Genomic DNA, 14,384 nt, shown 5'->3' with positions numbered 1-14,384 from the left:
TTCCCCCTTCATCACAGCACCCTTGTTTTTCGACAATCTATGAGATTTTTCTCATAGACAGAATCATATCTTGTATATTTGAGTCTACAGGAAGGGAATAAAAGAATAATGAAAGCTTTGGAGAGCAAACATAGAAAAACCGCGAAGCAGCAAGGCTTCGCGGTTTTTTATTTAATGAGATAAATATTTCGGGGCAGTTTGTATTTATTTGAAATTCAGTCCAACTCACTAAACCTTTCGAGCATAGCGGCAACCTCTGCTCTGGTTGCAAGACCAGAAGGATTTATAGTCAAATCCGTGTTGCCCTTCATAATGCCCTTAGACACAGCCCAAGTAATGGACTCTTTGGCATAGCCTGAAATTTGATTTGCATCTTTGAAGCTCAGGCTTGCAGTTTTAGCTTGAAGGTCAACACCCTTAACCTTTGTGTATCTATGCAGCATAACAGCAATTTGCTCACGGGTGATGGCATCATTGGGAGCGAATTTACCCTTATCATACCCGTTAACAATGTTACTTTGATTTGCCCAAGTCACCGGATCTGAATACCAACGGCCACTTTGAACATCAGAGAATACATTTGCAAATGTAACATTTGGCTTATTTTCCATACGATAGATTACAGTGGCCAGCATGGCACGGCTCATTTTCCCGGAGGGTGAGAATTCCGTCTCAGAGGTTCCCGTGAATAGTCCTTTGTTGTAAACATATCTTACAGAAGGATAGAACCAATCGTCATGTGCTATATCTGTAAAAGGAGTTTTCTTAGCAAAGGTTACAACCACAATGGTGTCACGGCTAACCTCTGGAATGGTGTAAATGTCATGGCCTATAAATTTGTCACCGTTGACAAAGATATATTCGGTCTCAAACCCTTCATCCGGAATCATTCTGATGGTTGCAGAGGTTGTGGCACGAATGGTCTGAGCTTCAAAGCCCTCGGCAATTTTGCCATTTCCGCCTTTAACAGAAGCTTTAACGGAATAGTACAGATCAACTGCGGTGTTATTGACTGTGGTATTGTCGGCCGGAGCAGCCCAACGTTTCGGGCCGACAATTTTGGAGTTCCCGAAATCGGAAACACCAGTGCTAAGCTTTTCAATAGCTTCAGTGATTTCCGACGCCAGCGCATCCTTGTTATTAAAAACAGCCTCAGCCCCGGCAATCACCTCTCTCAGTTTTTGAGCGGATTTTGTCGGATACCAATGATCCGGATAGTAGATGTTTTTGGGATTATCCGCAATAGTAACTGAAGCAAGTAAAGCTTTTGCAGCAACAATGTTTTCATATAATAGAGATTTTGAGGGGTCCTTTACTCCATCGCCCACAATAATTTGCACATCTTCAACCGGTTCAATGTACCGGTGTGTCGCATCTTTGTTCGTTAGAATGAAGCCGCTTGAAGAGATGCTGAACGTGCCGCTGTTCTTAGCTTGAAATACAGCCGTTCCAATATTTTTCAGTATGGAATCCTCTTTTCCCTTGGCGGTCATATCCAGATAGACATAGTTGATGGCACCATCGGAATATTTCATTGAAATGTCCTTTTCCACATTCACACCGGTATTTTCCAGTACATAAGAATCAAACTGCAGCTTTCCTTGAAAGCCATATACAGGCGCCCTTCCGGCACCCGTATAGGAAAGACTTAGCTTAACAAATATTTTTTCTCCAACTTCAAATGATGATTTTAAGGAATCTGAGCTGTCCGTTACTGTGATGTCCACACGATAACTAAGGTCTGCAGCATCATTTGCGCCATAGGCATATGAGGGTAGGGCAGCCCCTAGAAGCATGATGCACAAAATGATTTTTAAGTATTTGATCATCTTTTAAGTGCCTCCATTAGTGTGAGCTGCGCATCTACAATATCAACAATGCCGTCACCGTTTGTATCAGCTCTCATCCAATTTTCTACAGAACTAAAACCGTTGTAAACATTGTCTAAAATAGCATTCAATGTTGCCAAAACGTCGACTTTATCAATAGCACCACTGCCATCGGTGTCTCCACGCAGAAGAACAGGAGATTTCACCGTTGGTTCAAAACCAAGCTTGGCTGTTAATTGCTCGCCTGTGACAAGTTCCTTTGAAGCACCAATATATGCTTTCTTAAGATTGTCATATAACAGAGTTTGTTTGTTGCCTCCAATCACAACCGTTGCCTTGCCCATGTTCATTTCAGTGTATATGGTGTACAACGAGAACCCTTGTGTCTGACGAACTTCATAACGGTAACCATAATCTTTTACTTTGATTTTGATAACGTCTGACAGTTCTTTATAGACCGTCTTCCCGTCCTGGCCTTCAAAGGCAGACAGTCTATAACTAACCTTGATGGCAGTTTCGCCTGGAGCTAATGCTTCAATGGTCCCATCTTGCGAGAGTCTGATGATGTTCTGATTATAAAGAACGTCCCACACAACGTCTTCTGCTTTTAGAACGGTGCCGTTAACTGTACGGAGAGCTTTCACAGATAGCGCCGTTGTCCCGCCTATGCCAAGCTCGATCGAATCAGGCTGATCCTCGGAGCCTTCCAGGTCAGAGATTAGTTTAATGCTTTCATACTCTGACAAAACACGATTCACAAGATACACTGGAACAGCCGTTTCGTTACCGGCATCATCAACCGCTTTAAGCATCAGGGTTTGGTTCGGGTCCTCACTCGAGGCCTTACGATTGACAACGAAGGTTCCGTCCGGACTGATAACAATTCCGTCTGAAGTGCCGTCTAGCGTTAATGTTGCGGATGGATCTGTTAGACCACGGAAGCTGTAGCTTGAGTCTGCGCCAACAAAAACAACTTGATTGCTGACGGTGTTATCAACGTTTTCCCCGTCAAGGCTGGTTTGAACATCTTCATCAAGGAGTAACGCAGGTGCTTTTGTATCAACAGTAAATCCAATAGCCCCTGATGACCTGCTGCCTTGGATGGTGTCACGGTTTTCAGCCACCGCTACAAAGTCAATCAGCTGCTGGCCGTCTTCAACACTTTCTTCAAATGACCAGACCTTCTTATACTCTTGAGGCGTGTTTTTATCTTCGGTATTAAGGTTGAATGTCATTTTAACAGGTCTGTCGAAGGTGTACGTTGCCTTTACTTGGTCAGTGTTTAAGTAATACCGGTCTTTGGATCTGTCAATGTTTGTCTCAACGCTTACAAGCTGAGGTTTATCCGTTGAAGGCATAACAAAGCCTGGCGATGATGCAACTTCGGTTGAACGATAATATTCCGCCTGTTTCAGGGCAGACTCCACAATTCTAGCAGCCTGAACTTTAACAAAATAAGTCTTGCCTTCCTCTAATAGAGGCCGGTTGGTTTGGTTTTCTAATGGTTTCAGAATGATGTCACTGCCCACTTTAAATTGACCGAAGGAATTCTCGACCTCAACCCCATCTTCGTCTTGGATCGCCACAAGATAATGGGTTGCAGTGTCGTCGCTTCCCGTTATGCCAACCTTCACATAGCCGTCACCACTGTAGACCGCAGACACAGATTTAGGGTTTCGAGGGAGCAATGGATTGGTGAAAGTGAATGTTGAAGCAGTGATTTTCTTGCTCATTCCGCCTTGATGGTTAACAAGCATTGCAACCACATGATATTTCCCTTCAGGGAAGGACTCAGGAAGCGTGAATACATGAGAACCTGATTCAATTTCATCTAACTCCAGGTTGCCGATACTAATTAAGGATGAAGTATCTTGAATGTTAGAGGATTCGATGGTTTTCATGATTGACGGGTCTTTCGTGACATAGACATTAAGTGCACCCGAATATTGGCCTTGCTTGTCCGTTGTCCAAGAAACGTTAAGTTCACGGCTTGTATTTGTGCTAGTAGTAGCACTAACTCCTGTAAGCTCTGGCATATAGTCAACACTGTTTACTGCAAAGTTGTCTATATAAACGTCAGGTGTTGAAACTGAAATGGACCAGTTCCCCCCAACAATCAGAGAGGGATCAGTGACTGAAATGTACAAATAATTAGCGCCATCTAAAGATTGAACAAGATAGTTTCCGTTGCCCTTATTATCGTCTTCAACCATGGTCAATCTTTTTCCATTTGGATTGGTAATATTAATTTCTGATGCAGAAGGCTTGATTAAACCACGAAGTGGAATTTCAAAGAGAAGTGCATCCTTTGTTGCCGGGTTAATCTCTTTTGTAACCCCATTCCCGGCCCTTGTCTTAGCGACGGCCTCCGTACTTAGTCTTCTCATATTCGTTCCATAGATCATGGTGGTTGGCACAAGGTTGCCGCTCTCGTCCAGCGCTTCCGAGTGGACATAGTGAACGGCGTCTCCTCTTGAAGAGAGGTCGATGGACCCGCCAAAGCTTAGGTCACCGTTCCAATAATAGATAAAGCCCAGCTTCACCCCAATGACCTTAAAGTTTGCACCCACAAAGTCAGATGAGACGGCTGCCTCAACACCTGCGATCTCCTTGCCCCCGAGCAGCGGGATGGAGTCTGGAATGAACAGCCCTGCATAAACATATCCATAAAAATAATCTTCCGTAATTTTAATCGTTATCCCGCCACGAATGGCTCCGGCATGAATACTGATGCTGCCGAAGGCATTGAGCTGAAACGGCGAGATCCATTGAACATTCATTCCCGCTTGAATATTAAGAAGTCTTCCTTCTTCATCTTTTTCTAACCGGCCGGTACCTTCAATGGCAAGACCCGATAGTTTTGCATCCAGCTTAAAGTCACCTACAATAATCGCATTAATTAAAAGCCTCGTTTGAAGATGAATGGTAAGGGGTGGAAGTTCACCTGCCGGTTCTCCGGCAACGGTGTCTGCAAGGTTCGAAATCCCTCCGCCAAGGCCTGTGATAAATACATAAGGTGCAACCACAGGAACCTTCATTGTAGTAGGCGCTAAAAAGAAGGTGAGTTTATCAAGCATCATCTTGGGAACTTCGTTAATAGGAACCTTCTTCAGTGCCAGTGACCCTTCTACTTCCAGCATGGTAACGGAAACACCGGCATCAATGCTATAAATATCATCAATGGTGTTAATGGTTATATCCGCCTTAACACCGGCCTCGTTTCCTACTAATGGGCCTAATATATCTTTGGGCAGGGCTACAGATAGTGTTGTGTTAATGCCAACAAAACCAATTTCGCTGTCTTTACTGCCATAGAGAACATCTTGAACATTCGCTGTCAGTGAGCCTTTATAATCATAATGCTCCTCACCCTTCGCTGGATCAGCAGCTTTTAAAGGCATTGAAATCCTTCCGCCAAAGCTGATTCCGAAATCATCATCGTCCTGGGTCATCACACCATATTTAATATTGATCAAAAAACCGGCAATATTTTGCAGCATAGAACCGGCATCTCCAAGCTGAAGTTCAAAGGCCTGAGCAGTCTTCTCGGAAACAGCCTCCCGATTCAGAGTATATTTGGTTCCATTATTGGCTTCAAAATGCCACTTATTATGCCAAATATTAATCGAGTTGATCACTTTGACGGTACCATCGCCTTCCAGCTTTGCACCCTTGTTGTCAACGGTCATCTTAAGAGCTTCGTTGCTGTCATAGGTCAGGATGCTGTTGATGGTAATATCGCCATCGGCTCTGCTGGCAGAGTAATATTTTTCTTTACCCGTATCCATAAGCCTGATTTTTCCGCGAAGGGTCAACAGAATTTCTGTTTTATTTTCTTCAAATGCTATTTCTTTGTGAAGAATGCCATCTTTTTTCACGCCGCCGGATATAAATTTCTTCATTACATCTTCGTTTGTAAAACTAATATAATCATATAACTGTCTGTTGTTTGCAGCGTCTGTGAACCGGACTAGCGAAACAATACCGTAGCTTGCACTTTTATCCGCTAAATTATTGGTGACATCCACTGTAGTTGTTGCTTTAATTTTGGTACCGAAGGCATCGATCAGCTGTTGATTCGTAAATCTAAATTCAATGTCATACTTTCCAACCGCCAACGTCTGATTCGTTGAGAAGGCAAGCGTTTGACCTTCATCAATAAAACTTATTTTTCTTTTGTCAATCAGAACAGCCTCAGCGCCGGATGCTGGAACAAGGTACAGACTCCATCCGTCACTTCCCGAAAGGGCCTCCATCAGAACCTTCATATCGCCGGAAACGGTGATATTTTTGTCGCCTTCATAATAAACTGCCGCCGGGAAAACATGCTTCATTGAAACTTCCGGGAGCTTTCCTTCCACTGCTGGAATCAAAATGTTCGTGTTTGCACTATAGTCAACCACTTTATTGGTGCTAGCATCAATAATTTCTGTTGCGTTTAATGAAACGACCAGACGTTTTGATGTGATCATAGACTGTGTCTCTGCAATAATGTCAACATCCGGAATATCAAACACCGTTCCAATGTTAAGACCGCCCGAAATCTTCACCGTGTATTCCCGTGTATTCGTGGCTGCAAACACAAGTCCCTCTTCGAGGCTAAGCTTCACAATGGGTTCTATAAGTTCTTTTGCTCCTGAGACACTGTTGTCAATGGTTACCTTCGCTTTAAAAACACCGTTGTTTTCATATCCTTTTTTGTCGTTAGCCAAGTATACATTTCCGGTGTGGATACCTATTGAAACATGTTCTTTTTTGGTTTGATCAGCAAAGTTGCCGATACCATAGAGCATTTCAGAAATTCTGACTTGACCCGGTTCAATGGTTTTTTCATTCCAATAATAAGCCGTTGCAGTGTCAGGAACTAAATATTTGTTGGAGTAATTCGTAAAGTCGACACTAGGGTTTGGTGTATAATCGTATCTTGTGTTTGCAAGATTAATCCAGTGTCCCACAATCACTTTATCAACGTTCACATCCTTGTTGCCGCTCCAGCCGGACAAGAGGGCATAAGCCGTCTTGTTCGAAGCTGAAAGCGAATCAACATATCTGATTTGCTGCGGAAGGTTGTCACCGCTATATTCGGTTTCAACGATTGTCGGCTGCGACGGGTCAACCAATGCATAAGGTGCATCAATTTCTGAACCAAGCGCGTTGTCTAGTAGAAGCCGGATCCCCACCGTTCCGGCTGTGGCATTGTTATTTTTCACATCATATGAAATACCAATGTTTCCAGCTCTGGAGTTGTTAGGGTCAATCGAAATGGACACCTTTTGTGTGATGGTATAGCCCTTAATGTCCCATGCAATGGTTAAAAGCCTGTTTTGCTCTGAAACGACAGGTTCATGAAGCTTTGTATCGATGCCAAACCAGCCATACTCCTGACCGAAAACAAAATCCTTTCCGTCGATACGAACGGTTGTGAAGGATGTTCCATTGCTCCTTGCCGCATCTTCCTTATAAAGAAGCGGAAGGTTGTTGTCAAACGCTTTTTGTGGATGACCGTCAATGGTTTCAATGGAGAAACCACCCGTTTTTGAATTGATTGAATATTTCATAAATTCGTTCGCAATGGAATAATCCGCATTGCTGGCGTCAGCATGAACAGGGAAACTGGCAAAAGTGAAAAGCATGGATAGAATAATAGCTGCAGCGATGCTGCGTTTCATTGTTCTATAGAACGTCATTGCCTATTTCCCTCCTTGATTTGAGACATATACATGAATGTTGAAATAGTCGCGTTTATCCGTTTGGATATATACGGTGTACCAGCCGCTCGTAACATTATCGAGGGTATACACTCCGCTTTTCTCCCGAAGGACCGTTCCTTTTGTTTTCATCTGACCTTGTGTTAAGACACCTTTTTCATAACGTGCATACGAGATCCCGGAAAAATTTTTCAATGAGATTTCAACTTTGTTGCCAAGAACCGACGCAGCATTGGAACTGTCTGGCATCACGCCGTTCACAAGGGCTATGGTGTCATACAGACCTACCAGGCGAACGGTTCGGCGAATAGTGGTCTGATTCCCTGCATCATCTCTTACCGTATAGTCGATATAGTACGGGTTCGAGCGGACAAATTCATTTGCCGAGATGTTGTCAGGGTTAAACACCCGTCCGCCTGATCCATAGCTTATGGTGACCCGGTTCGTCAGGTCCACCTTTTTACCCGCAACCATATCCCATGCTTCGAAGTCTAGAAGCTTGGACTTGTCATAGGCAATGGAGGCATCTTTTTTAGGCGTCATGCCTTCGATGAAGATTAGCTCTTCCCCATTTTTAAGTTTTAGCTCTGGGGGTGTTTTATCGATTAGACCAATGTCGACACCATACGAGGTATAGGTCCCTGTTCTTCCTTCAAGGTTGAAATTGTATAGTCCATTTTCTCTATAGTTCATTGACTTCTCTTGTTCCCAAGGATCGTTTCCGCCCACGAGTTTAGCATCTTTATCCGTGATTACCGTGACATTCACATTCTGGTTTGTTGCCGGGTTCTTGTCGATTCCCACAACATATCCTTCTTCTTTTCCAGAGGTGTCCACACCAACAACAATCTTGTTTTGATGATCCTTTTCCACCCACTCACCACTTTGGTTCTTTTCGAGATATTTGTATGTCCAGCGAACTTCTTTAACCCTTGGGCCACCCACTTCAATGCCTTCAACCGTTACGAGAATTTTTTGCGTGATGCCTGTTTGGTCCCTAACTTGAAAGACGTGCTCTCCGTTAGTTTTAACGTTGATTACTGCCTCTTTATAGGACAGGGCATCGCCGGACTCGTCCTTCACTTCAGTCAGAAGTGCATGTTCATATCCACGATAAGAAACGGTAAGGTCTGTTAGTTTTCTAAGAATGTCCAGCGGAACGCCGTCACTGTCACGGATTTGGTCAAAGGTTACATTCACGCTCAGCTTATCTTCAGCTAATGTGGCAGTGGCTTTGATTTGCGGCGGTGTGGACACAATATTGGATACGGTAATCACTTCCTGTCCTTCGTTGCCATAGTCGTCAACAAAGAACATGGACACTGTACCATTTTTTCTAAAGCGAACAGCTTTTGTGCCGGGGATATGTACGATATCGTTGGCAGTTAGGCTTCCGGCAGGTTCTACGCCGGTGACTGTTATCGTTTTGATGTCCTTGCTGAACTGTGTCAACTCCACATTCACGCTTTGTGCAGTAATGGTGGCTGGAGGCGTGCTGTAAGTCCTTGCGATTGCAGTAGGCGCTACCTTGTTAATGTTTGAGACGGTGATCGGAGTTGTCCAACGGTTTCCAGCATAGTCATAGGCTGTCACATTATAAATTCCTGAGCTGTCCAGTTCAACGACATATTCATTTTCGAGCGGCTCCCCTTTGAAGGGATAAACCACATCGCCCTTCTTCACCTCAGCAAATGCGATTTCACCGGAATCATCCGTTAAAGTGATCGTGGCAAAGATATTTTTGTTGGTCTTGGCCGTATTGGATAACACATAGGATGTTTGTCCAATGGTGTTGTCAAACTGGTTATAGCTAACCGTATGAGAACCTGTGTTGCCCGATTGATCCCTAAACTCAAATGTGAAGGTGTTATTATCCTCAGTTAGAGTCCTTGAGAAGGCTGCGTTGTTGTTTGTCATCGAAAGAGTTTTTCCGCCTCCGGTAAACTTGAGCGTTGCCATAACCCTTCTATAGGCTTTTCCTTCTGTGATTGGAACCCAGTTCCCAAGATAGTTCTCGTAGCTGTATTCCACCGTGTAGTGCTTGTCTTGCGTGATCGGCGTTTTATCAATATTCGAGACGGTGACCGGCAGTACCGTTGCTATTCCGGCTTTGTTTGTCACTTTGAAATATACCGTTGCATTCTGCTCGAAGGTTTCGGTATGCGAAACAACGGAGTCAATAGGGCTGAAGCTTATGCCGTCATACGAACGTTCAAATTTTAATATCCCGCTTTCCGGGTCATAGACAGACAGTGTTGCGGTAACATTTTGGTTGGTTGGCTCCGTGCTTGAATAGTCCACCTTGGCAACAGGTGCAGTTTCATCAACCACAGTAATTGCAACATATTCAGCTTCCATCCGGTCAGCTTCCATACCTTCTGCCGTGTATGACTCGAAATAAGCTGATTTTGTTGTTTTGCCGTCTCTTAGCGCTTCGAATACCAGCTTTGAATAAGCTGTTCTTCCTTCCTCTTCTGTAAATGAAGGGTCCGGAACACTTAGCTCTGTATTGAGTTCTAATCCGGATAACACTGCATTTTCAACAAAGAAATATTGTCCGGAATACTTTGGATCCGGAACGACAACATAATACAGCTTATCGCCCTGGTTATAGGATATAAACCCGCCGTTTTGGATGGTTTGACCATTTTTCTCTACACGACCGGAAATGTCGAATCCTGTAACGAAATTAACATCAGGTGTGAATTCTAGAACGCTATCCCTTCCAACCTCGTCCTGAATATAGAGGCTGATTGTATTATTGTTTTGAATTACAACCTCGTAGTCCATGACATAGTCAGCCGATGTTGTTAGAAGTCCTGTATACAGAAGGTTCGACCTTGCCATTTCACCCACAACATCACCCTCTACAGGTGCGTTAGGCATCACGGTGACTGGAACGTTAAAATAAACGCTAACCGTTGCGGTGGTTTTTGTTGTTGCAGGGTTTGCGCTGACACTTACAATTGCTGCCTCCGCGTCAACCAGGTCTAGTTTTGAGTCAAAGAACACTATTTCAGTCACATTTCCTGCTGTGTCGACAGCTTTGACCCCAATGGCATAGCTTCCACTAAGCCCCTTCAAGTCAATGGTGTAGGTTCTCTGTTTGTTGCCTGCGCCATTAATGATTACCGGACTACTCTGCATTTCCACGGATGGGCTTGATTGAAACAACGCATAGTCCGCTTCGGTTAGAATATGGTTGTCTGCCGGGTCTTGAATAAGCGCGAATGAAACGGTTGTATCGTTCTTGTCTGACACTTCAACGGTAATCACACCATCTTGTCTTGCTCCTTTGGTCACGATGTTACTTGAAGCAAGCGCAGAGGGAGCTGCCCGGTCAATGTTAGATACCGAAATAGGAACCAGAACATGATTTCCAAGCTCGTCAGACAGGGTCAGGTTTGTTGATATATTTTCGCTTACCGTTACTGTGAATGCACCGTCTGTATACGGAGAAACCGTGATTTTGTCTGCATCCTCTGGTGCAACTGTCAGTTTGCTAATCCCTGTCCCAGCATCACTTGCGATGATTGTTGCTGTCACGGAGGCGTTGGTTGGCTGAATGGTGCTATAGTCCGGCAATTCAAAGGTTGGTGCCTGGCTATCATAAAGAATGGTGAGCGGCTTTGCTTCTGTTAAAAATTCAGGTTTGTCGTCCGCAGGAGCATTGATGAGTCCAAACTGGAAATAGATCGTGTTGACACCTTCTTGAAGCGGAACCGGTGTGTCGAGTGTAAATGCATAATTCCCGCCGGAATTGTTGCTCGCTGTAAACTCAGGAACTAAAGCGCCGTTATCTGTTGGCATGCCGTCCGTTGTTGCATAATATACCGGGTTTTGATATTTCAATGCGCTATCAGAAGTCCATGCTGCATGCGGTTCATTCAAGACAGCATAGACACTATAGGTTCCATCCGTTGTTGTACCCATTCCGTTTACAGTCTTTGACTCCGTAAATTTCAATGTGTCAATGATCGCAGCTTCTGACCTCATGCCAAAGTAGGGGGAAACCTTCTTGCTCTGTCGTCCATGCGGATCTTGTGCCACAACAACAATGCTGTACGCACCTGATGGAAGTCCTGTTAGAGTCAAGGTCTGATTAACCTGTGCTATATTGTCACTGTCCAGCGTCAGAGTCAGCGGATAGTTGGGCATAGCTTCAATTCTGATCTCTGAGTCTGGCTTAGATAAATAGTAATATGCACTTGCAATTCCACTGCGGTCTGTCACTTTCACGTTAAACTGTTGTGATGATTTGAAATGATCGTGCTGACTTATTGCGGTATATTTAATCTCCGGGGAATAGGCGTCATACGTGTAGACTTGTGAAAATTCAGCAGTGTTACCAGACTGTTTATTTTTCACACGATATTCCAGTATATATTTCCCGTCCATCAAAACTTTGGTTCCGCTAAGATTCGATTTTTCAGCTGCACCAACATCTTGGCTTGATTCATAAACTCTAAAGTTTTGTGTAAAGCTTTTGTCATTGCCAGGAGCAGAAATCCACCGGTAACTCGTTTCAAAGTTTGGATTGCTTACGTCAAAGCTAATGTCAAAATACGGCTTTGGAAGACTGGAATCCTCCGTATGGAGGGTGTCGGCAACATTTCCATTGAACATACTCACAGGCTTTTTATAGTATCTAGAGGCTTGCTCGTTTCTAGAATCGTTTCCAAGTGAGTCTACTGTGAAATAATAGAGCGTTCCCTCAAAGTTGTCCCCTTTTGGAATGGATAGAATGGTAGTTGTGCTGTCACCTTCTGAGTCTACAAATGCCCACAGCCCTTGAGTTGAAGCAATTTCTTTGGAGGCAGGTTTAATTTGATTGATTGGCGTGTCAGGCGGCGCCGCAATTCCGTCTACAAAGGTATAATAAGTCCTTGACCAGCCGTTGTTGCTTTGCTCAAGGTCGTTCATTTCAAAGCGGTATTCATTTCTTTTGCGAAGCTGCGCATCTTGCGGATGTACAGTTTCATGTACGGTCACCCGCGGAGCCAGGTTGTCGATTTTGATATTTTCAATTTCTGCATAGCCGGCATCTCCGCCCAGCGGATTGTCAGCTTGATCCCATCCATACAGACGAAGCTTGAATTCGCCTTCCGTAGGGTCGATCGGACTTAGCTTTATGCTGACTCCATTGATGACCTGCGTGTTAATAGGTGCGGTAACTCTTGTTCTGTTTCCTGTACCGTCAAAGTTTGTTATTCGGGTCACGGCCGGTTCATAGGAATCGCCGGTTTTCTTGTACAGCTCATAATTCAAATAGTTTTGATTCGACTCGCTGTGGGCGACATTTCCCTCTGGATAGAGTGTTTCGCTGGCAACCATATAAAATTCATGCAGCTTTTTGATGTTGTTTTGAATGGAATTTGCCCCCAGCAGGTCATTTCCATTTTGGTCGGTCACTCTTACAGTTGGGGTTTTTGTGTCCACTTTATGAGTTGAGAAATAAAAACTTTGTGATGTCGGTGATTCTGGAGTTGGATTCTCTAAATAATAGGCCTGAGCGCGCCCCTTTTTCATTAGATAGGTAGATACGTTGTTAAGCTGAAGCCTTATGCCCTCGCTTTCAACTGCGCTAACATCCAGCGGAACTTTTCCAGTGAACTGAAGTTTGCCGTTTGGTTTGCCGTCATTGCCCTGCAGTTTGGTCATGGTAAGGTCGGCAAGCGGTGTTTCCGTACTGTTGCCAAGATATAACACAGGCGTTGCCTGGAAGTTTGTGATGAGCTCCGTTTTAATTTCTTGCGTCATAGCCTTTTTATGAATGGAAACCGCTTCAACTGTGATGTTAACATCTGTCAATTTCCGATTCAGATACCGGTTGTCCTGGCTCGGCGAATAGGTAACCGTCTGATTGATATCGGGGTTGCCGAGGTTATATATACTACGATAGAACGTATAAGTTACATCTTTATAATAGTAATTCGCTTGCCCTATCTTTGTTGTTAAATAGGTTTTAACCTCGGGATCGCCTGAGCTTGTATGGGCAAAGGTCCCCCCGAGGCTTTCAGCATTGGTAGACTGGGCAAGCAGCGCCACCCTGTAGGTTAGCGAAATCTCTGCTTTGTTCTGTGCAACCATTTGATCGTGAAGCTTCTTGCGGTCAATATTGAGCTGAAACGTTTTTGTTTTTGTAGGCTCCTCAAATGTTAACCAATCCCTGCCTACAGCGTCGTCCGAAACAGAATAGCTGAATACAGGAGCATCCTCATATTGCATGATGTCATAGTAACCATATTGATCTCTGACATATTTGTTCCACTCTGCATGTTCTGAGCCTGCCGAATTCGCATCCAGGTAGAACTCTCCGCCGAGCTCATCAACATAACCTATATCTGTGAATTTTCTTTTGGTTACGTCCGAAATGTCACGGTAAAGTCTGCCCTGGTCTCTTGTCCAGGAATCTATTTTAATGGTCTGTACCTTAGCCGGATTGGTATTCCCCTCAAGATAGGGAAGATACAAATCCACAGATTTACCGTACCAGTCATCACTGCCCACCAGCCAAAAAACGAGCTCATTCATTCTCCATGGTGGAATATTTTCCATTTTAAAGGTATGTCTTATATCAGACCAAGCGGGAGCTCCGCCAAAATTTGCTGCATAATCAGAGGCTGGTCCAGATTCATAGGTACTCACGCCCATGTAAATATCATCACCTGTTCCGCCGTCATCGTTTCCTCCTGTTTTCACACCAAACTCATAATTGTACTCTGTTGCTACATTCGCATAAACAGGCGTTACTGATGCGAGAAGCGATATTACCAGCATCAAGCTTAAAATCTTCTTCATATAATACCTCCTCGTTATAAGACCACATTCTGGACAACGATCAGCC

At 44.1% G+C, this 14,384-nt stretch carries 3 protein-coding genes; all 3 read right to left on the bottom strand.

The window, feature by feature from the left end:
• Window positions 1-215 precede the first annotated feature (215 nt).
• From C173_RS05795 to C173_RS05785, 3 genes are read right to left on the bottom strand one after another with little or no spacing between them, the layout of a single operon-like run.
• A complete protein-coding gene (locus C173_RS05795) occupies window positions 216-1,829 on the bottom strand; it encodes an S-layer homology domain-containing protein (RefSeq protein WP_036723202.1) in 1,614 nt (537 codons plus the stop codon).
• Window positions 1,826-7,498 carry a hypothetical protein gene (locus C173_RS05790; protein WP_235191793.1) on the bottom strand — a complete coding sequence of 1,891 codons (5,673 nt, stop codon included), beginning with the start codon at window positions 7,496-7,498 and terminating at the stop codon, window positions 1,826-1,828. Before C173_RS05790 ends, C173_RS05795 begins: the two co-directional genes overlap by 4 nt.
• 21 nt (window positions 7,499-7,519) lie before the next feature.
• Window positions 7,520-14,338: a hypothetical protein gene (locus tag C173_RS05785; protein ID WP_036723198.1), complete on the bottom strand. Its 6,819-nt coding sequence runs from the start codon at window positions 14,336-14,338 to the stop codon at window positions 7,520-7,522.
• Window positions 14,339-14,384: the final 46 nt, after the last annotated feature.

The sequence above is a fragment of the Paenibacillus sp. FSL R7-277 genome (assembly GCF_000517965.1).
Taxonomy (GTDB): domain Bacteria; phylum Bacillota; class Bacilli; order Paenibacillales; family Paenibacillaceae; genus Paenibacillus_AQ; species Paenibacillus_AQ silagei.
This window is presented reverse-complemented; position numbering and strand designations above follow the sequence as displayed.